A 21,132-nucleotide genomic window follows, 5' to 3' on the forward strand; every position below is an offset into this window, starting at 1 on the left:
GCTTGCCCCACCCGAGCATCGCCTGCCCGGTGCATCGTCAGCGCAGCAGCGCCGCCATCGGGCCGCGGTCGCGCAGCAACTGTCGCGCCCGGTCGCTGCGTACCAACTCGAGTGCCGCCTTTCCGCGAGGGCCTTCTCGAGCGCCAACTCGACCACATCCTCGACGGGCTCAACCGCGTTGCTGCCGCAGTTTGGGCAATGCTGGATAACCGTTTCTCACAAAGCGGCACAGTTGCCGCAACGGGCGCCGGGCTTGGCGAATCTGTCGTCGATGGCGAGGGTCATCACCCGTCCCACGTAAAGGGCCTGGAGCGTCGGGCGCTTACCCCAGGCGGCGCTGTCCGGAGCGGCGTCGATGATCCGTTGGATGGTAGCGACCTCCTCGCGCTCCTCAACGGCACGCTGCACCGGTTCGGCTGCGGTCGCTACTTCGGCCGGCCGCGCATGGGCCTCGACGGAGAACGCGCCGCAGACGCGTTGCCGGGCCGCTTTGGAGAACTGCTCCATGAAGGCAGTGCGGAGCGCCGGATGCTGCGCCGAGACCAGCAGGTAACGGCCTTCAAACTGCGACAGGACCATCCCAGTTTCCGATGGAGCTGTTTTCGTCACCGTGACCGCTCCTGGCCCTGTTGGGCGCTCGGGCGGGCTTCCGGTGGGGGCGGCAGCATCAGCGGATCGCGCAGCGTGATGATTTGCCGGTTGTCGTCGGCATCAACGATTTCCAGACTCGCCAGGTTGCCCACGGCGAGATCGACGTACAGCTCCCGTGGCCGGTTCACCATGTGATCGACGCCTTCCAGGGCGATTTCGATGACATCGTCCTTGTGATCGTAAACGATCCCAAGCAGAGGCAGCCACTTCGCCTCGATCTGCTGGCCAAGAGCGAGGGATGTGACCTCAATCTCGGTGTGTTTGCCAACGAGGCCTTTCGATAGGTAATCGAGAAAGCTGTGCCATTCCGCCTTGTCGAGCTTCTGGAGGGCCATGGTCTATGTCCCCAATCGGGTTTTGCCTGCAGCGCTGGCGGCCAAGGAGTCGTCGCGCTGGAAGAAAGGATGCATCAATCTGTGCGGTATGACGTTGACGGATGTCAAATTGACGGATGTCATTTTGTTTGCAGTGTGTGGGGTTTATGGTTTTGTATATTTGTATGCTTATAGGAGTTTGCGTATCGGAGCTCCGGAATTATCAGATTAATGCACTTTTCTCTTTGAGAGTCATTTAAACAAATTGCTTGCCAATCCGTTCCTGTTGCTGGAGGCATCGTCGTGGAAGACCCCTATGAGGTGCTCGGGGTGAAGCGGGACGCGAGCGACGACGGCATCCGTCGCGCCTACCGCAAACTCGCCAAGAAATTCCATCCTGACCTGAACCCTGGCAACAGCCAGGCAGAGGAGCGCTTCAAGGCGGTGTCATCGGCCTACGAGCTTCTCTCCGATCCGGACAAGCGCGGCCGCTATGACCGCGGCGAGATCGATGCCTCGGGCGCAGAGCAACGGCCCGACTACTCCTATTACCGTGACTTCGCCGAGGGGCGGAACGGCGGCAAATACTACGGCGGTGATGGGGAGCAAACCGACGATTTCAGCGATCTGTTCGCGAACCTCTTCGGTGGCCGGTTTCGCACCAGGGCCACCGATGGCGGTGCCGGGCCGGAGATCCGGCTGCGCGGTGCCGACCGCCGCTATCTGCTGACGGTGGACCTCCTCGACGCGATCAATGGGACGACGCAACGACTGCAGCTGCCGGACGGAAAGACGCTCGACGTTGCGATCCCTCCCGGAATCGAGGATGGCAAGGTGCTGCGGCTCAAGGGGCAGGGTGATCCCGGTCTGGGCGGCGGCCCGCCGGGCGATGCGCTGATCGAGGTCCGCGTCACATCCCATCCGCTCTTCAAACGCGTCGGCAACGACCTTCACGTCGAGGTGCCCGTGACGCTTTCGGAGGCGGTGCTGGGCGGCTCCATCACCGTACCCACGCGGACCGGGCCGGTGACGATGACGGTGCCCGCGGGCTCGGACACCGGTCGGGTGCTGCGCTTGCGCGGCAAGGGAGTCCCGGCAGGGCGCGGTGGCCGGCCGGCTGGCGATCAGTACGTCACATTGAAGGTCGAGGTCGGGCCCGGTGCTGACGATGCTGAGCTCAAGGACTTTCTGCGGAACTGGGCGCCCAAGCATCCGTTCGATCCGCGCCGCAAACTGGGGATGACACCGTGATGATGACACTAAATGAGTTGCAACGGTCCTTCGCCGACCTCGATGCGGCGGACCTCGATCAATGGATCGACAACCGCTGGATCCGGCCGGAAGGGCGGCCGGGTGCTTATGTCTTTCATGAGATCGATGTTGCACGCACGCGCCTGGTTGCGGAGTTGCGTGAGCTGGCGATTGACGATGACGCCCTGCCGCTGGTGCTCTCGCTGCTCGACCAGCTCTACGGCGTGCGGCGGCAGATGAAACTGCTGTGCACGGCGATCAACGCTCAACCGGAGGAGGTCCGCCGGGCGCTCCTGGTTGCTGTACGCGTGAGCGCGGCGCCGATGGATGGCGCCGATGCCGATCCGGAGCGCGGTGGTGCTTGAGGATGGCGTTCGATCCGCCCGGGCGTCGATACCGCAAACGACCGACGCCTTGCTGCCGCGGAGTCCCAAGCCGCCTCGCGCCGCTCACCCCGTATGGTCGCGTGGGCACGCGTGACGATATCGCCACGATGTGTTCGTGGAGGGCGCGATGATCCTTTGTTGGACCTCTGTGAAGACGGGTGGGTGGAGCGGAAAAGAAGACGGCCACTCGCGGGGGGGAGTGGCCGTGAGTGTCCAGGAGGAAACGCAACGATGCGTTATGGCTCAAGTGTAGCGGGGCAGACCTCCTGCGCCATGACATTCGTCAAATTACTCCCCGTGTTTCCGAGCTGCGGTGCGTCCTCAGGAGTATCCCCTAGACGTGCAATGCTGTTTGATCCTGAAGTCCAGCGCAATCGGGCTTCCGGTGTCGTCTTCGATCCAAGTGTCGGTGGGATGTTGGTACAGAACCGTGCAGGCACAGTCGAGGGCGCCCGACAGCTTGGCGTATGATACCGGCTGGGCGAAAACCTCGTCTTGTCCGGCGAGAGTCCATTTCACGACGTACGGCCTGACCGCCTCTTGGTTGGATCTTTCTGCAGGAAAGGCCGGCGCCGGTCTAGTCCGCCGTTATTCCGGCGTGTTGCTGCGTCCACGCGATGAGTTGGGGCAGAGGCATGACACCGGCGGTCCGGGCGATTTCCCTGCCGTGCAGGACCAGCGCAAGCGTTGGAATGCTTCGCACCGCGAAACGCGCGGCGACATCCGGTGCGGCCTCGGTATCGACTTTTGCCAGCCGGACATGCGGCTCAAGCCGTTGCGCCGCCTGCTCGACGATCGGCGCCATCATGCGGCACGGACCGCACCAGGCGGCCCAGAAGTCGATCAGGAGCGGGATGTCGCTCCCCTCGGCGTGCTTGGCGAAGCGGCTCGGGTCGTTCAGGGGCAGGGGATGCCCCTCGAACAGCGGCCGATGGCAGGCGCCGCATTTTCCGCCAGCGCCCAGCCGCGCACGCGGTACCCGGTTGGTCGTGTCGCAGTGGGGGCAGACGACGTGCAGCGCTTCGGACATTTCATCCTCCTCGTGGAGCAGCCGGCCTCCTCATGGAGCAGCCGGCGTTTCGCCAGCGTTTCGTATGATGCGGCATGCGAAACCGCGGCGCCTTGACAGGCGTCAACGCCGTCGCCGCCCCGTTGCCTTACAGTGCTGGCTGCCGTTTCGAGGCGTAGCCCACCATGGATCAGCGTCGCACCGCAGCTTCCAGCTTCCATTCGGACGGGATCCCACCGTTCGAAGAAACGCCATCACCGGCGCGTCTGGAGGGATTCAGCGATGGCGTGTTCGCCATCATCATCACGCTGTTGGTGCTCGACATCCGCGTGCCGCGCGAGGCCACGCTGCATGGAGAACCTCTAGCTGCCGCGCTGCTGAAGCAATGGCCGGTCTATGTGGCGTACGTCCTGAGCTTTCTGCAGGTCGGGGTGGTCTGGGCCAACCATCACACGATGTTCCATCATATCCGCCGCAGCGATCACGTCCTGCTGGTCTGCAACCTCCTGCTCCTGCTCTGCGTGGCGGTGCTGCCATTCACCACGGCGCTGCTCGCGGAATACGCCCGCGCCGGTGAATCGGAACTCCGGCTGGCCGCGCTCATCTACAGCGCCGCGCTCGCCGGTGCGGGGATCTTCTTCAGCGCGATCTGGCAGCACGCGCTGAGCGCGGGGTTGGTGGACGCGCGTGCCGATCCCCACCGGCTGCACGCGCTCGGGTGGCATTGGGAATTGGTGCCGCTGTTCTACGGGGTTGCCTTCGGGCTTGCGTACGTGGCCCCGTACCTCAGCGTGGGCATGTACATGCTTCTGCTGATCTACTACGCGTTGCCCGGTCCTTTCGTCGTGCGATGGATGCGGGTGCAGCGGGCGCGACGCGCGGTGAAGACCTGAGCTGCGGCGCGGCACCGTCGTCGTTCAGGGGGCGCGCACGGTTCCCCCGTCTATTCGTCGCTGTCCTCGAGGGCGTCGTAATGGATGATTTTGACACGGCGGGTGCCCACGAGCCTGATGGCGCCGCGTTGCTTGAGGCTGGTCAAGGCGCGGCTCACCGTCTCGACCGACAGGGTAAGATAATCGGCGATGTCGTAGCGCGACATCGGCAGGAGAATCCCATCCCCGGTTTTGCTGGCCTGGGTCCTGCTGGACAGGCGCTCCGCCATCTCGAGGAGGAAGGCACTGACCTTTCCCAGCGAGCCGATACGCCCAAGGATGAGAATCCTCGTCTGCAGGCGGGCAATTTCCGCAGCCGTCACGGTACGGATTTCCCGTCCGAGATGGGGGTTGGCGTCGGCAAGGGCCTCGGCGCGCTCGCGTGGGTAGGCGGCCACGATCGTGCCCTCCACGATCGCCTCGACGGCGAAGAGATGCACGTTCCGGGATGCAAGGCCGAAAAAATCGCCGGGCAGCAGGAAGTCCACGATTTGCCGCCGTCCGTTGACCTGAACGGTAAAGCGCCGCGCCGCGCCGGAAACGACGCGGTACCAGTGCTCGGCCGGGTGATCCTGGGTATAGATCTCCTGCCCGCGGCCGTAGCGCGTGGTCATCGCCAGCGAGCTCAGAACATCGCCAGGGTTATGGCGATGCCTCGTGGGCTGGTCGTGGCGAAGCTGGCTGGAAACATGCATGAAGGCGGCTCCTCGTGCCTATCGAGACCGATCGAGCTGTCGAGACGTTGCAGTCGGAACGTGGTTGCGCCACCAGCTGCAAGACGATGTGCAATATCACGATGGGGGCGAGGCGCCGCAATCCGGCACATCCCTACGGCGTGACCCTACTCCTCCTGCGTTTCGCCCTGTGTCCGGAGCGGGGGGCGCAGGCCTGCCGCCGCGGCCATGAGCACGGCCTCGGGCAGGGTACGTGCGCCGAGCCGCTCCATCACGTGGGCCCGGTGGTTCTCCACCGTGCGCGGGCTGATCCCGAGATCCCTGGCCATGGTCTTGTTCGTACCGCCGGCGAGCAGCCCCTCCAGCACCGCCCGCTCACGGGTGGACATGTCCGCAATGCGCGCCCGCGCGATTTCCGCAACGCTGCTGCGTTCCGCCGTGTCCCGGATGTCGGCCAAGGCAGACGCCACCGCGGCCAGCAGCGCTTCACGCTCGTAAGGCACCTCCAGGAAATCCACCGCGCCCGCCTTCATGGCCCGCACCGCCAACCTGATGTCTCCATCGCAGCTGCCCATGACGATCACGGGGAGGTGTATCCGCCGTGCCCGGAGTTCCCTCGGGATCGCTAGGCCGCCCGTCTCCGGCGCCCTGATGTCGAGCAGCACGCAGCCCGGTATCAGCGCCGGCGCGATCTCGAGGAAGGCACGCGCGGACGTGAAAGCCTTCACGTCATACCCAACGCCTCGCAGCAGGAGGAGCAGCTCTCGCTGAGACGCTTCCTCGGCATTGATCACGTAGATCAGCGAGCCGCTGTGGTTCGTGATGTCCTGGGCGATACCGGCAACGCGCCGTATCCGGCCGCCCGTGCCGCGGATGGCGAAGAAGGTGTCGCGAATCCAGCGCACCGAGCCGTTGCCCCGGACGATGCGGTACTCCTGGTCGACAGTCTCGCCCCGCAGGACACGGTCCATCGCGCCGCTTGCAAGCTCCCGATCCTCCGGGTGCACGGTCCCGAGCCAGTGGGGACGCCAGTCCTGCAGCATCGCGTCCGGCGGCTCTCCCCAAACTTGCTCGTAGGCGGGACTGAGGTATTCCATGCGCATGGTCCCGACATCGACGATCCAGAGCACGCCGGCGGAGTGCGCGGCGAATTGCTGGAAGCGCTCTTCGCTCTCACGCAGGTCATCTTCCGCCCGCTTGTGCGCGGTGATGTCGAGCGCGGCCCCGATGAATCCGATGGGTCGCCCCGCGTCGAAGACGGTTTGGCCGTGCGTGGAGATCCACCGCTCAACCCCGTCCTCGATTCCGATGACGCGATAGGCGATGGCATAGACGCCGTCGCCCCGGGGATCGCGGCAGTGCGCGATGGCGGCTTCGACGCGCGGTCGGTCGTCCGGGTGAATCGCCCCCAGAAAGATGTCCACGTCCACGTGGGCCTCGGGAGGCAGGCCCCACATGGCCTTGAGGCGCTCATCCCAATCCAAGGCGTCCGTCATCGGGTCCCAGGAATAAAGCGTCATGCCGACGAGATCGACGGCCGCCCTCAGCTGCGCTTCGCTTCGGCGCACGCGGTCGGCCGCGTCGTGGCGCTGCCGTGACAGGGCAAGGGCGGAATTCACCCGAGCCAGCAGTTCGCGGGCGGCAAACGGCTTGATGACATAGTCGTCGGCTCCGGCGGCGAGCCCCTCCACCTGTGCCGCCTCGCCGGCGCGTGCGGACAGAAGAATGATCGGCACGTCCGCGAGCTTCGGTTCCCGCCGCAGAGCGGTCACTAGGTCGACTCCGCTCAGGCAGGGCATCATCACGTCCGACAGCACGAGGTCGGGCGTGCGCTGCCGCGCCGCCTCCAGCGCCTCCTGGCCATCCGGGACCGCCGCGACCTCCCAGTGCGCCGACAGCAAGCGGATCAGGTAGTCCCGCATGTCGGCGTTGTCGTCAGCCAGCAGAATCCTTGCGCGTTTCTTGGAGCGCGCTGCACCCGCCACCTCACCCGGAAGGCGCGGCATCTTGTCTGCGCGGTCGTCGCTGGGCAGCCATCGCAGCGCCTCCTCGACGTAGGCGGCCGCTCGCGCGGAGGTGGGGGACTGGGAGTGTGGAGCCCCGACCCGCTCCGCCGGCAGGGGGCCTGTCCCGAACGGCAGGGCAACCGTGAACGTCGTGCCCCGGCCGACCTTGCTCTCGGCCGTAATTGTGCCGCAATGCAGATGGACCAGTTCCTGCACGAGCGCCAGGCCGATGCCGCTGCCCTCGAACGAGCGGCCTTTCTGGCCCTCGATGCGGTGGAAGCGCTTGAAGATCTGTGGCAGGTCCGCGGTCGGAATGCCGATTCCGGTGTCGCTGACCCGCAGCGCGACGCCGTCGGCCGTCGCGGCCATGCACACGGTGATCCCGCCTTCGAAGGTATACTTGATGGCGTTGGAGAGCAGGTTGAGGACGATCTTCTCCCACATGTCCCGGTCCACATAGACCGGTTGCGGAAGCGGCGGGCAGGCGATGTCGAACCGCAAGCCGGCGCGTTCGCAGAGCGAGCCGAAGTTCGACGCCAGTTCCGCGGTGAAGCGCGAAAGGTCCGTCGGTTCGTAGGCCGCCTGCGCCCGGCCCGCTTCGATGCGGGAGAAGTCGAGCAGCATGTTCACGAGCTTGAGCAGGCGCAGGCTGTTGCGATGGGCCATCGTCACCAGAACCCGGCCGTCCTCCGGCAACTCGCCCTCGGGCTTGCCCAGCAACTCCTCGAGGGGGCTTATCATCAGGGTGAGCGGCGTGCGGAACTCGTGGCTGACGTTGGAAAAGAATATCGTTTTGGCCCGATCGATGTCCGCAAGCGCCTCCGCGCGCCGGCGTTCGCTTTCGAAAGCCCGTGCATCCGCAACACCTCCCGCGATGTGCCCCGCCACCAAGTCGAGAAAGCTGCGGTAATCCGCGTCCAGAACGCGCCGTGGGCTGATCCCGACAATGAAGAACCCCGCCAAGGCCGATTGGCTCTGCATCTCCAAGGGAAGGATGAGGGCGGTTTGGACGAGGTCGGGCCATAGGGGGGCGGTGAATATGCCGCCGCGGCTCGGGAGGTTGCGCACCTCCACGGCCTTTTGCGTCCGTGCGACCGCGGCCAACGGCCAGGGCTGGTGCGCGGCATGTTCGGAGAGCGGAAAAACCGTAGGGAACGTCGATGGATCATCGGACAGCCGCGCCCCCGCGGTCCGGCGAGCGGTTGCGCCATCCTCATCCAGGAGATAGATGGCCGCGAACGGGATGTCCAAGGGGTTGGCGTCCAGAACCTCGACGGCCTTCCGACAGGCGGCGTCGACCGTGCGTTGCTCGGACACCCGCAGGCCGAGGTCGCGCAGGGTCGAGAGCCGCCGCTCGCCGAGCACCCTCTCGGTGGTCTCCGTGCAGACACAGAAGACCCCTTCGAGCGTACGGGCATCCTCCGCCAGGATCGGGCTGTAGCTGAAGGTGACATAGACTTCTTCGAGCGGCAGCCGCCGGGCGAAGAAGAACTGGAGGTCTTCGACCCAGGTTGCTCGCCCGGCCCGGACCTCGTCGTGCATCGGGCCGATGGCCGGCCAGATCTCGCTCCAAGCCTCGCGCCCAGGGGCGCCGAGCATGGCCGGATGCTTCGTCTCGCCGAGGAACGGGATGTAGGCGTTGTTGTAGACGATGCGGAGCTCGGGGCCAAGCCAGAGCAGGATCGGGAAGCGGGAGTTTAGGCAAAGGCTGACGGCGGTCTTGATGCTCTGGGTCCAGGTCTCGGGTGATCCAAGCGGATGGGTCGACCAGTCCTTTGCGCGCATCAGCGCGCCAAGCTCTCCCCCGCCGCGGAGAAACCCTAGAGGCTCCTGTGACGATGACGCTGAGATCATGGCGAGTTCCCTCGTGTACGGTGGACGACCACGAGGCGGGAGATGGTCGCTTCATTAACTTTCCACTGCCGAAATAGTTCCTACCCCAATAGCAAGAGGATCCAAGAAGTCTGAAGTGTCCTGAAAGAATGAGGGCAGAATAAATAGTTTTGAGTCGCGCCTGGTGGAGGTGCCGGATGCGGTTGCGGCATTGCATGCCGAGCTGCCGATCAAGAAGCGGATCTTTCGGGTCTGCGCGTCCCTGCTCATCGATACGCTGGCCGCCGGACGGATCGACGTTGAGCCGTGTGCGCCCGCATCCGCCAATCCGCATCATCGCGTCCTGCGTTCACCGGCACCGGCATGTGCAAGGAATCGAGCATGGATGGCCCAGTAAAGCGCTGAGCCGCACGACGGCTGCCCGCTGTCCGAACTGTGTGGATTGGCCGCTCTCGTGGAAGCGCCTGTCGTGCAGCATCACTGAGGCCGTCGGTAAGGGATCTCCCTTAGGCACACGCCGGATGGCCGACCGGCGATGCGGCACGATCTTCGTGGCGTGAATACGGGAGAGCGGGTGTGCAGCGACCTCGTCCAGCGGCGTCAATCCCGGCGTTCCTCGAACCCACTGCCGCGCTCTCGAGGGTGACGACCGCCTCCGAAGCATGCTCTGCACACCGCCGCTGAAGGCCCTTCCACCCGCGGAAAGCTCGACCGCGGACCTCCGGCTCACCACCCCACGGTGGGCCGGAGGATCTCCGTCGACAGGCACGTTCGGGAGCATCCGATGGGCGTTTGCGTGAAGCGAGAATGGCTGCGTGAGGCACCGGGTGCCTCCGCCGAGGTGAAGGCCCCCTCCGGACTCCAGCAACGGCAGGCTGTCCGCAGTGAGGTTCCAGATCAGCCGCAGGAACGAGACGCATCGCGCGGCGAAAACACGAGGGACCGATAGCATGCCGTTCGCTCTATACAGCCCGGCCTTCCCGAACGGGCAGACGATCCCGTCAAGGCACACGGCGGGATGGCGACAACATCTCGCCACCGCTGGAATGGAGGGATGCCCCCGCCGGCACCCGCAGCTATGCCCTGATCGTCGACGACCCCGATGCGCCACGCGGCGTTTTCCATCATTGGGCCGTCTACAACGTAGCCGGCGAGCGCGACCGCCTGCCCGAGGGCGTCACCGCGGGCGCCAAGACCGAAAGCCTGGGGCACGGGATCAACGATTATGGCCACGCGCATTACGACGGCCCCAATCCCCCCCGCGGGCACGCCGCGCACCATTACCGCTTCCGCCTTATGGCGTTGGACGTGGACGCGCTCGGCCTCGGGCCCAACGCGACGGTCGACGAGGTGCGCAAGGAGGCCGGCAAACACCTGCTGGGCGAAGCCGAACTGGTCGGCACCTACGCGCACTGAAGCGGATTGCGATCCGCTTTGGCCCGCCAAAGGCGCAAAGAACGCGACAACCGATACGGAGGACAAAAATGGACAGACCAGCCGCCATCAACCGGACGGTGCAGGAAGCCGACATCTGGCTCAACGAACTCCGCGAGGACATGCAGGCCGCGAGCAAGGACACCGCCTATGCGTCCCTGCGGGCCGTTCTCCACGAACTGCGCGACCGGCTGACGGTCGATGAGGCGGCACAGCTCGCGGCACAGCTGCCGATGCTCGTCTGCGGCCTCTATTTCAACAGCTGGAAACCCGCGGCCAACCCCACGCGGGTGCGGACCGTCCAGGAATTCCTGGACGGCGTGCGCGACCGGGCTCCCGGCCACGAGGAGATCGATCCCAATCTGGCGACACGGTGCGTCTTCGCGCTGCTCGCCCGCCATGTCTCGCCGGGCGAAATCGACGATGTCATCCAGCAGCTTCCCACGGAACTGCGCGCCCTGTGGACCTTTCCGCGCGCGGAGCGCAACGCCATTGTGGAAGCCGCGGTGACGCTGGTGGAAATCGACCGTTGGACGGTCCTCGACGAGGATGCCGGCCGGGCCTCGCCGACACCGCCGACGGAGGTGGCGCGTTGATGTGTTGCGAGGGAGCCATGAACAGGATGTTGAAAGTCGACCTCAACCGCGCGAGCAAGGAGCAGTTGCTGTCGATCCCGGGCATCGGCGAAGAGCAGGCCGCCGCCATCATCGACTACCGCAAGACGCACGGCCGCTTTCGCCGCGTCGAAGAGATCGCCCTCGCCACGACACTGCCGGGCGTCACCATTGACGACCTGCTCGACCGGGTCGAGGTGTGAGACGCAGACGGATCTTGAACAGACTTTGAGAGGAGACAGCCATGACCGAAGACGACGACCATCTCCGTCGCAAGGCCGTCAGCGGCAGCAAGAGCCGACCGAACGACCGGGACGGCGGTGATCACATCCGCCAGGCGCAGGAATGGAACGGCGGGTCGAAGGGCCGCAAGGGGCCGATCACGCCCGAGGACAAGCGGAACCCGAACACCAGCGTCAAGAGCTGATCGTCGACCGTTCCCCCGGCCCTTCAGATGACGGTGATGATCCGGAGGTTTCCGGTCCGCTTGATTACGGAAACCGCAACCTGCGCGCCGTGCCGGCAGAACGACACGTCCGCGCAGGCCGGGCCGAGCGACACGCCACTCAACTGCACGGCATCAAGGAACAACGGCAGACGCGGGTTGTCGAAGCGGATTTCCCCGCCTGCAGGATCGAACGCGATGCCAAGCGACGCCTGCAGCAGGGCGAACAGCGTGGCGCTGGCCCAGGCCTGCGGCGCACAGGCGACGGGATAGAGGGTCGGGCCCTTGCCCGGCCGCCGCGAAAAGCCGCAGAACAGTTCCGGAAGCCGGCGCAGTTCCATGTACAGGCTCGCGTCGAACAGGCCGCCGAACAGGCGCAGGACCGGTTCCTTAAACCCATAGCGCGCCAATCCCAGAGCGATCAGCCCGTTGTCGTGCGGCCAGATGGAGCCGTTGTGGTAGGACATGGGGTTGTAGCGGCTCTCGCCCTGGGGAATGGTGCGGATCCCCCAGCCGGAAAAGGAATCACCGCTCATCAGGGTGGCCACAACCTGCGCTGCTTTGTGCGGGTCGGCGATGCCGCTGAACAGCGTGTGCCCGGCGTTGGAACTGCGGACCCGGCATGGGCGCTTTTGCCCGTCCAGCGCGAGCGCGTAGGTGCCGATGTCGTCGCACCAGAAGGCTTGGTTGAAGGCGAAGGCCAGTTCGGCCGCCTGATCGTCGAGGGCATCCGCCCTCGGGCCCATGTCCATCGCCCGCGCCAACCGCGCGGCCGCCCGCTTGGCGGCGTAGACGTAGCCCTGCACCTCGCACAGCGCGATCGGGGCTTGCGCCAGCGTGCCGTCGGCGTGGAAGATCGAATCGTGGCTGTCCTTCCATCCCTGGTTGGCGAGCCCTTCTTCCGTCCTGCGGCCGTATTCGACGAAGCCGTCGCCGTCGCGGTCGCCGTAGGCGTCGATCCAGGTCACCGCCGCCTCGATGTGCGGCCACAGCGCGCGGATCGTCGGCAAATCCAAGGTGCGCTCGAAATAGGCGCCGGCCAGCATCACGAACAGCGGCGTGGAATCGACGCCGCCGTAATACAGGCCGAAGGGCACCTCGCGCAGGTTGGCCATCTCGCCGCCGCGGGTTTCGTGCAGAATCTTGCCGGGCTCGGCATCGCGAAGGGGATCCTCGGCGGTCGCCTGCCGCGCGGCGAGCGCCATGAGCACGCCACGGGCAACCGTCGGATCGGCCCACAGCATCATGTGGGCGGTGATGATGGCGTCGCGCCCGAACATGGTGCTGAACCATGGGATGCCGGCGTAAGGGTAGGGACCCTCGTCGGTGTCGGTCATCAGCATGGCGAGGTCGGCCTGGGCGCGTTCCAGCGCCTCGTTGAGCAAGGCGTTGGCCGTCGTGACCGAGGCGGTCCGCCGCTTTGCCGCTCGCACCGCCCGGCGCGCCTGGCGCAGGCGGAAGAAATAGCGTTCGCCGCTGAAGGCGTGCGCCGGCTGCGCCGCACAGGTGACCGCCATCAGCACCACGTTGCGCTGCCCCGGCGCCAACGCGATGCGGAAGCGTGCGGCGGTGCCGGTCAGAAATTCCGGTTTCGGGTCGAACCGCACGGTGGTGACCCGCGTTACGTTGTCCAGTCCATCATAGGCCAGTACCACGCGCCCCGCACCGACGACGGGCTGGTGGCTTCTGCCGCGCTTCACGCGCCGCTGCCCGCGCGCCTCGAACAGGTCGGCGAAGTCGGCGGCAAAGCGGATCTCCACGGTCATCTCGTGCGCTTTGGTGTCGAAGTTCCGGAAGGCGAAGCGCTCGTAGCTGTGGCCCATCCACAGAAACTTGCTGCGCAGCAGGTGGATGCTGTCGCGGGATAGGTCGATTTGACGCCCGTCGAAGCGGTCGGGGTTGGTAAGGTCGACGGACATGAGCACATTCTCGTCATCGACCGTGGAACTCAGCAGAAGCGGGCGCTTGCCGTCGATGAGCACTTCCAACCGCGAGAGGTAGCGCGTGTCGCGGTGAAAGAGGCCCTGCGGGCTGCGGTCGGAGCGCAGGACGTCTCCGTAGTGATCGAACACCGCAAAGCTGTCGCCGTGCTTGAGGGTGCGCGGTTCCAGTTCCGCCAGCGAGGTCGTGGCCGGAATGTAGAACTCGGGCACAGGGTCGGCTTCGTCGTTCGAAATCCGATCGTCCATGGCGGTGCTCCCGTCTCAAGGCCGCGTATAGGGTGGGCCGATGGAGGTCAGGGCGGAGCTTCGGGCGCGATCCCTTCGGGACCGCGGCCACGCCCATGATGGTAGGCCCCCGTCACGCGGCATCGACCTCGACCAAAGGTTCATGACCGTCGAGCAGGCGGCGGTAGAGGGTAATATAATCCGCGGCCATGCGGGCGGCGGTGAAGCGCGTCTCGAAGCGGCGGCGGACGCCGCGCCGGTCGATTTCGCCCAGGCGTCGCACGGCGCCGACCGCGGCGTCGATGCCGTCGGCAATGAAGCCCGTGACGCCATCCTCGATCACCTCCGGCACCGATCCGCAGGGGTACGCGATCACCGGAGTCCCGGTCGCTATCGCTTCGATCATCACCAGCCCGAACGGTTCGGGCCAGTTGATCGGAAACAGCAACGCCGCCGCGTTGCCAAGGAAGGCGCTCTTCCGGTCTTCGCCGATCTCGCCGATGAAGTCGACGAGCGGATGATCCAGCAGCGGCTCGACGGTGTCCCGGAAATACTGACTGTCGGCCTTGTCCACCTTTGCGGCGATTTTCAGAGGCAGGCCGGCGCGCTTGGCGATTTCGATGGCGTGGTCCGGTTGCTTTTCGGCGGCGATGCGGCCAAGGAAGGCCAGATAGCCGCCCGGTGCGAACCGGGGGCGGAGCAGATCGGCGGGAATGCCGTGGTGCACCGTGCGGAGCCAGCGCACCGGTGGCATTGGTGCGCGCTGGTGATCGGAGATGGACACCAGCGGCATGCCGTCGAACTCCCTGTAGAACGGCTGCAGGTCCGGCAAGTCGAGCCGGCCGTGCAGCGTCGTCACCGTGCGGCCGGCGCGATCCCGGAACATGGGCATGTGCAGGTAGTCGGTGTGGAAGTGAATCAGGTCGAACGCGTCGCGTTGCTGGCGAACATGCTCCAGCATCAGGAGGTGATGGATGATCGGGTCCCGGACGGCGGAGTCGAGCCGCGTGGCCTGTCGGCAGCAGGGGGACAGGCGCGCCGTAGTGCGCGAGTCCGCCGACGCGAACAGCGTCAAGTCGTGCCCCTGCCGGACCAGTTCTTCGGTCAGATAGGAAACCACCCGCTCCGTTCCGCCGTACAGCCGCGGGGGCACCGCTTCGTAAAGGGGTGCGACCTGGGCGATGCGCAAGCCGGAGCTGCTGATTTTGATCGTGCGCATGGGGGAGCCCTTTCTTTGCACCCTCAACAGGGAAGCGCAGTCCTGTGACCCAGGGAGCATTCCCTAGGATGATACCGAAGGCGGGTGATCCCGGACGGCGTGGCGGCGGAGCAGCGGCGACCAGGCGCAGGCCTCAGTATCGCGGTTTTCAGCCGCATGCTCGATCTTGGGCGCCCGAACTCCGTCCGCGTCGTCTGAGCAAGGCGGGGGCTGGGGCAAGCCCTTGCACGTCTCGCCTCCCTGCAACACGCCGGCGTCCGTATGAGCCTACCCGGCGAGCAACTCGCGAATTGTGGTCAACCGAGTTCGCGGCAGCCGGATCGTTACGGTTGTGCCGACGTCCGGCTGGCTGTCGACATCCAAGGAACCCCCATGCTGTTCGGCCAGAGACTTTGCGATATGCAGCCCTAATCCAGTTCCGGCATACCGTCGCGAGTGTGCATCATTGTGAGCCTCCTCCGAATCGGTGGACACCGACGGCTATCCCTGGGACTTCATCCGCGGCGTTCTCGCCGACCTGTGTCAGTGCCGGGTGAATACTGGCTCTTCCGCGAATTCGACACTGCTGGCGAAATCAGGTGGCGCCTGCGAGCCCGACGAGTTGGCCGAAGTGCGAGCGCCGGGTTGGCGCGATCGGGACGCCGGCCAGCCAGTCGCCGATCCTGACCAGGTTCATGGCGGCGGCGATGGCGACGTGCTGGAGACGGGTCTTCGCGAGGCCGACGTACCGAGCCCGGCGCAGGCCGAAGCTGCGCACCCCCTGGGACAGGGTCGCTTCCACCCCGGCCCGCAGCGCGTGCACGGCCCGGAACTCCGGCGTCCGTTCGCGCTTGCGGGCGGCCTGAAGCGCTTCGAACTCCCATCGGTCGCGCAGCGTCATCACCCGGCGGGACGCCGTCGGACCGGCACAGTCCGTGCGGTTCGGACACGGTTTGCAGTCAGCCTGGGAGAACTTCACTTTCACCGTTTCCCAGCCGAACTCGGTGCTCGCTGTCCAACCCGAGCTTTTGGCCCCTCTGGGACACGTCACATGCTGGGCGTCCCAATCGACCTGGAAGGCGGCTGCGGCAAAGCCCGTTCCCCGGCGCGCCTGCCATTGCAGGTCGGGGCGGGTCGGCCCGACCAGATCAACGCCGAAGTCCCGTGTGGCCTCGATCAGAAGAGCGGCGTCGAGGTAACCAGTGTCCACCAAGTGCTGGGCGGGCAGCAGCCCTTTGGCGGCCAGAGCCCGGTGGGCCGGGGTCGTCACCTCGCCATCGGCGGTGGGCGCGGTTTCAGTCTGCACGTGGGTGATGATCCGCGGCCGTCCTTCGTCGCAAGCTTCGGTCAGGTGCGCCTTGTAGCCGACCCAGGTCGTGGTTCGCTTGCGCCCGTAGCGGGCATCCGGATCGTACGGCGAGCTGATGAAGCGTGATGACGGCGCATAGCCTTCAGCGGGACCGCGCCAGCGGACGCCGTCGTCGCACAGGTAGAATTGCTGGACCCAGATGCGGCGTAGGATTTCGACCGCGGGCAGCCGGCGCAGCCAGTCCGGAGCCTCGTCCGCCCAAATCGCCGCCAACAGGTGGTGGCCATCCTCGCCCAGTTCCCGAACATGCCCGTCGCGGCCGGCCCGCGCTTTGGCGGCGTGCCCCCAATCGCCATGCCCGCTGTAGCGATCGGCCCAGTGCGACCGCGTGTGGCCGAGCAGCCAAGCCGGCGCGGCGACGGCGAGCACGTTCAATGCCTGCCGGAACGCTTCGGTAGCGGCGTCGATACGGCTGCGCATCTTGACGGCGGCCAGAACGTGGGTGGAGTCGGTGCGTTGACGGCCCAGCGGGCGAACCAGGCGGCGGGCGATGGCCACAGTGAGCACCGTGTCCAGCAACTCGTGCTCGGCATGCCCGTCCACGAGCCTGGCCCGAAACTCACAGAGGACAGTGCTGTCGAAGCCCGGGTCATCAAGCGGCAGGGCCAGCAGGTACTTCCAATCCAGGCGGGCTCGCACCGCATCGGCGGCGTCGCGATCCGACAGGTTCTCGGCGAACTGAAGCAGGGTGATCAGCGCCAGCCGCCACGGGGCTTCGGCCGAGCGGCTGCGCGTGGAGAACAGCCGGGCAAAACGGGCGTCGTCGAAGACAGGCCCAAGGCTGTCGCGCACATCCATCAGCCGGCAGCCGCGGGGAAACGCCGCCCGGGCAACCTTGGCCGTTTCCTCGGGCACGGCAGTGGCCAAGCTAGGGCGAAGGGACATGGCTGGCGTCCTTTCGGAGAGGTCAAACCCTCTTCAACCCGACCAGCGCTGCACCATCGCAAATCCCCAAGGCATTTCGCCAGCAGTGTCGGGTTTGCGGAAGAGCCAAACTTCGTCCGGCCTTTACAACCTGACCGCGCTGACCGCAAAGGAAGCCTAGCGTGGCTCGTGCCTCTTCCACGTTTTGGGGTAGCGATTACAAGGAGTGCATCGGCTAAGGCCCGAAACCGCAGAAGCCATGTTCGGGTAGGAGAGCCGGGATCATTCGACGGCGAACAGAGGACACCTTGTTGCTGCATTGGTCGGGGGATTGCCGTCACCGTTATCGCCCGAAGGCACAGACCGAATGTGCACAATCAGGATAACACGCAGAACGCAAAGAACATTTTTCATGCGCACCGCCAGTGCGTCAAAATGACCGCCACTCTTTCGGGTGGCAGTAAAATTTATATTAACGGTTGCGGAAATATAATGATCGCCAATGATTTTGAAATCTGGAGAAAAGAGCAAGGTCGAAGGAATTTCCGCAGGAAAAAATAAATTTCCGATGAAATCTTCAGCGCCCACGATAATCTCTGTTTGTGTGAAAAATGTATGCCACCAATATTTTTAAGAAAGGAGAACGCCATCCGTTTTGATCGAAACGAATGGATGGGCAATGTGTCCATCTTAAGCGAAAGCCTACGCTTTCTGGCAAGTGCGGAAAAGGAGCCTTGTGCAGATGCGACGTCATTTTGAAGCAATCTCACCGATTCTGGAGCAAATCTTGTACGGAGGCTCCAGCGTATCGCTGAATCTGCTGTCCATTACCCAAAGTCTGCCAGAGGAGGCTCATCTCTTCCGGGCGCATGCCCTGAATCAGGTCATCCTGTTCAAGTATCCGAATTTCGACGAAAGCCAGGGCGACGGGCACGATTTCCTGAATTGCGACGCTGGGAACGCGCTCAGCAAGCGTCCGGTCGAAACCGGCATCTACATCCCCCATGACGACCGTCAATGGGAGACCGGTGGGGTCGCCATCTATCTGAGATCCCGCAACAGCACTGTTCTATTGGAGGAGCACTTCGGTCCCGAAGCGGTGGAACAGGAAAGTGTCCATAATGACCTTAGCCTCCTATCCCTGATCGACAACATTCCATCTCTGGATGCCTTTCTGCTGAAGACTTACTTCGAAGCGAAGAAAATTCGGCTCGATCAACGTTATTGGCAGATTGCCGCAGAAGAGGAGGCCCAGTTGCGTCGGCTGATCAGCCGGCGAGTGGAGCCAATCGTGCGCAAGGCCGTCAACGATGGTATCGGCAGCGAGGCAATCGTAGGTCGGTTTCTCGACGCCATCTGGAATCCCGACATGGAAGAGGCCGGGCATTTCGTATCGGCCTTCGGCATCGATCACTCCGAAGCCGACGCAATCTTCAGCGCCTGGAAGGGGATCACTTTCTATGAATATCAGCTCCGCCGCATCGCTCCGCGGGTCCGCACCATTATCACGTGGTTGAGATCCCGGGAATGCGTGCCGGCTGACTTGAAAATGCACCGTCCCTACGATGAGCATTTGCTGATGCACATTGACCGGGTGGGGCATATGCTCAACGCCACTCTGCTGGATATCCGCCACATTCTGGGCGAGTACGAGAAGAGCTTCAAAGCGCTGATGAACGGGTCCCCGTCACTGTTCCGCGAGTTTTTGCGCACAATCCATGCGCATTACTGGCTTCTGGGCTATTGCGTGTCGGCGCTGATCAGCGTGGTGCATCTGGACAACCGGTGCATGAAGAACCTGCCGTCCCGTCACGTCGATTTCGAAACGTTGAGCCGCCTGCTGCGCCAGTTCGATGTCGCTCTGGACCGGCGTCGGGAGCAGAAGTCAGCGTTTTGATTGTTCAACACCATGACGACGTCGAGCGATCGCCGCCAACGCTTCTGGGGCAGGAGATGCCCGATTGGGCTGTGCAGTCCAAGCCGGAACCTGAGACGGAGATCCGACAAGCGGGCGTCGCCCTTTATGGTGCGTTCCGTAATCTCCGTCCGGTTCGACCGAGTCCCCGCGCCTTGGCAAGCGCGGAGCAGGACGCTGAGTGGTTTGGAGCGGTCATCGGGTAGTTGTCCGGCAGTTTCCAGCGCGCCCGGTACTCCTCCGGCGACAGGCCATAGACGGTTCGTAGATGGCGCTTTAGCATCTTCAGCCTCCGGCCGTCTTCGAGACAGACGATGTAGTCGGGAGTCACCGAGCGGCGGATCGGCACCGCCGGTTCCCGTACGAGGTTAGGCGGTTCCGCGGGCGTGCCAAGGGTCGTCAGGGCCCGGCGCACGGCCGCGATCAGCGGCGGCACCTGCTCGACACCGACACGGTGGTTTCGGACGTAGGCGGCCACAATCCTGGTGGCCTGCTCGAGAACATCGGTCATGGCACAGAGCACTCGGCGTTGATGTTGCATACTATTGTATGCAATCGTTGCTGGCCGGTCAAAATCCATATTCCTTAAATGGCTTTTTGACCCTTTCGTGACGTTGCTGGGCACAAGGGCCGCTTCCACCCACGCGCTTGAGCGCTGTCACGAAAAGCCAAGCACGGTCTGGATGGCCGCGATAACCGGCGGGGGACTCACCGGTTTGGCCAGGATGACAATGCTGGCTTCCGTTGCGTCGCGCAGTTCGTCGAGGGCAGTGTCGTCCGGGGCGCCGGTCATCATGACCACCGGCAGCGCGGGGCGCGTTGCCCGTAACCGCCGGATCAGTTCCCGTCCGTCGAGGCGGGGCATCTGGAAATCGGTCATCAGCACGTCGACGGGGCCCTGGGCCTGGAGTGCGAGCGCCTGCACGCCGTCGTGGGCGAGCGTGACGTGGTAGCCAGCTTCCTCCACGATGGCGCGCAGCGCCCAGGCGACCAGCACGTCGTCCTCTGCGATGAGGACGTGGATGGGCGTGTCCTTGGTCATGGCTGATGTCCTCATTGCCCCTCGGGATGTGCCGGTTCGTACCGGCCGCGCGCCGACGATCACCGCTTCTCTTCGATCCAGGCCGACCGTGTCTTCCATACCGTTGTCGGCTCCTTCCCAGGCGTTTGCCGCCACGTGAGGCTGGGCGATGCCGGTGGCGGGGCGGGCATGTGGTCCGTCCATCACCGCTCTGTGGTCGGGAAAAGGCGGTGGACCATTGCGGCTCGGGAGTGTATCCCCATCGGCATTATAATGCGACTATAATAGTCGTCTTTGTGGCGCCGGACACGCGCTTCGGGAATGTGATCATCGATGATCACCCCCAGGCAAATACGGGCGGCGCGGGCGCTCCTCGGCTGGACGCAGGAAATGCTGGCGGACACGGCTCTGGTCGCCTTGACCGCCCTGAAGCGGCTTGAATCGGACCGCCTTGACGTGCGCGACACGACGCGCGACGCCGTGCGTAAGGCGTTGGAGGAGCATGGCGTCATCTTTCTGTCGTCGGCCCGCGGCCTCGGCGTCATGCTGGTCGATCAGCCGGAAGACACGCCCGCTGCGCCGCAGGACACCTCCGGGCAGAAGCGCGGCTGACCGCCCGTCGCCCGGCCCTTCCATTGCCTGTCTCTGTTGACCCCTTAAGGTTTCGTCCGTACGGGAGCTTATGGCCGCCGCGTGGCGGATCAGGACGACGGCTCCAGGTGGGGCAGAAGGCTCCTTAGACCGCACAGCCCGCCCCCTCTGGAGTGGGGGCGGCGGCTCAGCCCCCGGCATCTCTCAAACCGGTCGACAGCACTCCGCTCGTCGAAGCCGGAAGCGCGCTGCCTCGCTCAAGCAGAGGACGTTGCCTTGGCGGCCCGCCCCAAGCCAAGAGGGAGTCATGTGTGGACGGCCCCTCTGGCGCAAGAGGGAAATTCGTGGTGACTGGCCGAGAAGGATACATCTATGTGTCTGGCCTGTTGTTCCAGCCGCTGGCTGCTGGCCTTGACCTTGTCATCGTTCGCCCGCCCTGATGGGTCCTGCCTTGGCC

Annotated in this window: 21 protein-coding genes; 9 read left to right on the forward strand and 12 right to left on the reverse strand. The window is 64.8% G+C overall.

The window, feature by feature from the left end; genetic code table 11:
* Positions 1-216 precede the first annotated feature (216 nt).
* Positions 217-579 (reverse strand): hypothetical protein, encoded by a 363-nt coding sequence (locus tag ABAZ39_RS15735; RefSeq protein WP_040133936.1) that lies wholly within the window; start codon positions 577-579, stop codon positions 217-219.
* A 26-nt stretch (positions 580-605) separates the two neighbouring features.
* Complete coding sequence (locus tag ABAZ39_RS15740; protein ID WP_040133937.1) at positions 606-986, reverse strand: DUF5335 domain-containing protein; 381 nt, start codon at positions 984-986, stop codon at positions 606-608.
* A gap of 282 nt (positions 987-1,268) precedes the next feature.
* Here ABAZ39_RS15740 and ABAZ39_RS15745 point away from each other — a divergent pair, with 282 nt between their 5' ends.
* Positions 1,269-2,216, forward strand: a complete 948-nt coding sequence (locus tag ABAZ39_RS15745) for a DnaJ C-terminal domain-containing protein (RefSeq protein WP_040133938.1) — start codon at positions 1,269-1,271, stop codon at positions 2,214-2,216.
* Positions 2,216-2,581 carry a hypothetical protein gene (locus tag ABAZ39_RS15750; protein WP_063922670.1) on the forward strand — a complete coding sequence of 122 codons (366 nt, stop codon included), beginning with the start codon at positions 2,216-2,218 and terminating at the stop codon, positions 2,579-2,581. Before ABAZ39_RS15745 ends, ABAZ39_RS15750 begins: the two co-directional genes overlap by 1 nt.
* A 598-nt stretch (positions 2,582-3,179) precedes the next feature.
* Here ABAZ39_RS15750 and trxC read toward each other — a convergent pair.
* Positions 3,180-3,632 carry a thioredoxin TrxC gene (trxC, locus tag ABAZ39_RS15755; RefSeq protein ID WP_040133939.1) on the reverse strand — a complete coding sequence of 151 codons (453 nt, stop codon included), beginning with the start codon at positions 3,630-3,632 and terminating at the stop codon, positions 3,180-3,182.
* 164 nt (positions 3,633-3,796) lie between these two features.
* Between trxC and ABAZ39_RS15760 the strand changes: the two genes are divergently transcribed.
* Positions 3,797-4,504, forward strand: a complete 708-nt coding sequence (locus ABAZ39_RS15760) for a TMEM175 family protein (protein ID WP_040133940.1) — start codon at positions 3,797-3,799, stop codon at positions 4,502-4,504.
* Between the two features lie 50 nt (positions 4,505-4,554).
* Here the strand turns inward: ABAZ39_RS15760 and ABAZ39_RS15765 are convergent, their stop codons facing one another.
* Both ABAZ39_RS15765 and ABAZ39_RS15770 read right to left on the reverse strand, forming a co-directional pair.
* Positions 4,555-5,238 carry a helix-turn-helix domain-containing protein gene (locus tag ABAZ39_RS15765; protein WP_051658160.1) on the reverse strand — a complete coding sequence of 228 codons (684 nt, stop codon included), beginning with the start codon at positions 5,236-5,238 and terminating at the stop codon, positions 4,555-4,557.
* 146 nt (positions 5,239-5,384) lie between these two features.
* Positions 5,385-9,008 carry a response regulator gene (locus tag ABAZ39_RS15770; protein ID WP_051658161.1) on the reverse strand — a complete coding sequence of 1,208 codons (3,624 nt, stop codon included), beginning with the start codon at positions 9,006-9,008 and terminating at the stop codon, positions 5,385-5,387.
* Positions 9,009-10,097: 1,089 nt separating this feature from the next.
* On the opposite strand from ABAZ39_RS15770, the gene ABAZ39_RS34240 reads away from it, so the two are divergent.
* The 4 genes from ABAZ39_RS34240 to ABAZ39_RS15785 all read left to right on the forward strand — a co-directional run bounded on the left by ABAZ39_RS34240 (position 10,098) and on the right by ABAZ39_RS15785 (position 11,531).
* Positions 10,098-10,472: a YbhB/YbcL family Raf kinase inhibitor-like protein gene (locus tag ABAZ39_RS34240; protein ID WP_308217015.1), complete on the forward strand. Its 375-nt coding sequence runs from the start codon at positions 10,098-10,100 to the stop codon at positions 10,470-10,472.
* A gap of 68 nt (positions 10,473-10,540) precedes the next feature.
* Positions 10,541-11,086, forward strand: a complete 546-nt coding sequence (locus ABAZ39_RS15775) for a DUF2267 domain-containing protein (RefSeq protein WP_051658162.1) — start codon at positions 10,541-10,543, stop codon at positions 11,084-11,086.
* A 17-nt stretch (positions 11,087-11,103) separates the two neighbouring features.
* Complete coding sequence (locus ABAZ39_RS15780; protein ID WP_014197792.1) at positions 11,104-11,307, forward strand: ComEA family DNA-binding protein; 204 nt, start codon at positions 11,104-11,106, stop codon at positions 11,305-11,307.
* Between the two features lie 41 nt (positions 11,308-11,348).
* Positions 11,349-11,531, forward strand: a complete 183-nt coding sequence (locus tag ABAZ39_RS15785) for a hypothetical protein (protein ID WP_014197791.1) — start codon at positions 11,349-11,351, stop codon at positions 11,529-11,531.
* A gap of 23 nt (positions 11,532-11,554) precedes the next feature.
* On the opposite strand, the gene ABAZ39_RS15790 is transcribed toward ABAZ39_RS15785, so the two are convergent.
* The 5 genes from ABAZ39_RS15790 to ABAZ39_RS35640 all read right to left on the reverse strand — a co-directional run bounded on the left by ABAZ39_RS15790 (position 11,555) and on the right by ABAZ39_RS35640 (position 17,736).
* Positions 11,555-13,738 (reverse strand): amylo-alpha-1,6-glucosidase, encoded by a 2,184-nt coding sequence (locus ABAZ39_RS15790; protein WP_040133942.1) that lies wholly within the window; start codon positions 13,736-13,738, stop codon positions 11,555-11,557.
* A gap of 112 nt (positions 13,739-13,850) precedes the next feature.
* Positions 13,851-14,906: a glycosyltransferase family 4 protein gene (locus ABAZ39_RS15795; RefSeq protein ID WP_040135290.1), complete on the reverse strand. Its 1,056-nt coding sequence runs from the start codon at positions 14,904-14,906 to the stop codon at positions 13,851-13,853.
* Positions 14,907-15,203: 297 nt separating this feature from the next.
* Entirely contained in the window at positions 15,204-15,410 is a 207-nt protein-coding gene (locus ABAZ39_RS34245; RefSeq protein WP_081863084.1) for an ATP-binding protein, read from the reverse strand.
* 100 nt (positions 15,411-15,510) lie between these two features.
* Positions 15,511-17,169 carry an IS1182 family transposase gene (locus ABAZ39_RS15800; protein WP_040133943.1) on the reverse strand — a complete coding sequence of 553 codons (1,659 nt, stop codon included), beginning with the start codon at positions 17,167-17,169 and terminating at the stop codon, positions 15,511-15,513.
* A gap of 261 nt (positions 17,170-17,430) precedes the next feature.
* The gene (locus ABAZ39_RS35640) at positions 17,431-17,736 is read right to left on the reverse strand and encodes a hypothetical protein (RefSeq protein ID WP_144243569.1); all 306 of its coding nucleotides are present in this window, start codon (positions 17,734-17,736) and stop codon (positions 17,431-17,433) included.
* Positions 17,737-17,890: 154 nt separating this feature from the next.
* Here ABAZ39_RS35640 and ABAZ39_RS15805 point away from each other — a divergent pair, with 154 nt between their 5' ends.
* Complete coding sequence (locus tag ABAZ39_RS15805) at positions 17,891-19,045, forward strand: hypothetical protein (protein ID WP_051658383.1); 1,155 nt, start codon at positions 17,891-17,893, stop codon at positions 19,043-19,045.
* A gap of 124 nt (positions 19,046-19,169) precedes the next feature.
* Here ABAZ39_RS15805 and ABAZ39_RS34250 read toward each other — a convergent pair whose 3' ends face one another.
* A complete protein-coding gene (locus tag ABAZ39_RS34250) occupies positions 19,170-19,574 on the reverse strand; it encodes a Ros/MucR family transcriptional regulator (protein ID WP_081863085.1) in 405 nt (134 codons plus the stop codon).
* A 147-nt stretch (positions 19,575-19,721) separates the two neighbouring features.
* Positions 19,722-20,105, reverse strand: coding sequence for a response regulator (locus ABAZ39_RS15810; protein ID WP_040133945.1), 384 nt, complete (start codon positions 20,103-20,105; stop codon positions 19,722-19,724).
* Between the two features lie 312 nt (positions 20,106-20,417).
* Here ABAZ39_RS15810 and ABAZ39_RS15815 point away from each other — a divergent pair, with 312 nt between their 5' ends.
* On the forward strand, positions 20,418-20,696 hold the full coding sequence (locus ABAZ39_RS15815; RefSeq protein WP_040133946.1) for a helix-turn-helix domain-containing protein: 279 nt from the start codon (positions 20,418-20,420) through the stop codon (positions 20,694-20,696).
* Positions 20,697-21,132: the final 436 nt, after the last annotated feature.

The sequence above is a fragment of the Azospirillum argentinense genome (assembly GCF_000632475.1).
In the GTDB taxonomy this organism is placed as follows: Bacteria; Pseudomonadota; Alphaproteobacteria; order Azospirillales; family Azospirillaceae; genus Azospirillum; species Azospirillum baldaniorum.

What these genes read in the sequence shown, in the direction of transcription:
- ABAZ39_RS15810 (WP_040133945.1), bottom strand. Translation starts at nt 20,105, where the DNA reads ATGACCAAGGACACGCCCATCCACGTCCTCATCGCAGAGGACGACGTG.
- ABAZ39_RS15790 (WP_040133942.1), bottom strand. Translation starts at nt 13,738, where the DNA reads ATGGACGATCGGATTTCGAACGACGAAGCCGACCCTGTGCCCGAGTTC.
- ABAZ39_RS15740 (WP_040133937.1), bottom strand. Translation starts at nt 986, where the DNA reads ATGGCCCTCCAGAAGCTCGACAAGGCGGAATGGCACAGCTTTCTCGAT.
- ABAZ39_RS15750 (WP_063922670.1), top strand. Translation starts at nt 2,216, where the DNA reads ATGATGACACTAAATGAGTTGCAACGGTCCTTCGCCGACCTCGATGCG.
- ABAZ39_RS15775 (WP_051658162.1), top strand. Translation starts at nt 10,541, where the DNA reads ATGGACAGACCAGCCGCCATCAACCGGACGGTGCAGGAAGCCGACATC.
- ABAZ39_RS15805 (WP_051658383.1), top strand. Translation starts at nt 17,891, where the DNA reads ATGCGACGTCATTTTGAAGCAATCTCACCGATTCTGGAGCAAATCTTG.
- ABAZ39_RS15785 (WP_014197791.1), top strand. Translation starts at nt 11,349, where the DNA reads ATGACCGAAGACGACGACCATCTCCGTCGCAAGGCCGTCAGCGGCAGC.
- ABAZ39_RS15770 (WP_051658161.1), bottom strand. Translation starts at nt 9,008, where the DNA reads ATGCGCGCAAAGGACTGGTCGACCCATCCGCTTGGATCACCCGAGACC.
- ABAZ39_RS34250 (WP_081863085.1), bottom strand. Translation starts at nt 19,574, where the DNA reads ATGACCGATGTTCTCGAGCAGGCCACCAGGATTGTGGCCGCCTACGTC.
- ABAZ39_RS15765 (WP_051658160.1), bottom strand. Translation starts at nt 5,238, where the DNA reads ATGCATGTTTCCAGCCAGCTTCGCCACGACCAGCCCACGAGGCATCGC.
- ABAZ39_RS15815 (WP_040133946.1), top strand. Translation starts at nt 20,418, where the DNA reads ATGATCACCCCCAGGCAAATACGGGCGGCGCGGGCGCTCCTCGGCTGG.
- trxC (WP_040133939.1), bottom strand. Translation starts at nt 3,632, where the DNA reads ATGTCCGAAGCGCTGCACGTCGTCTGCCCCCACTGCGACACGACCAAC.
- ABAZ39_RS15800 (WP_040133943.1), bottom strand. Translation starts at nt 17,169, where the DNA reads ATGTCCCTTCGCCCTAGCTTGGCCACTGCCGTGCCCGAGGAAACGGCC.
- ABAZ39_RS15735 (WP_040133936.1), bottom strand. Translation starts at nt 579, where the DNA reads ATGGTCCTGTCGCAGTTTGAAGGCCGTTACCTGCTGGTCTCGGCGCAG.
- ABAZ39_RS15780 (WP_014197792.1), top strand. Translation starts at nt 11,104, where the DNA reads ATGAACAGGATGTTGAAAGTCGACCTCAACCGCGCGAGCAAGGAGCAG.
- ABAZ39_RS15760 (WP_040133940.1), top strand. Translation starts at nt 3,797, where the DNA reads ATGGATCAGCGTCGCACCGCAGCTTCCAGCTTCCATTCGGACGGGATC.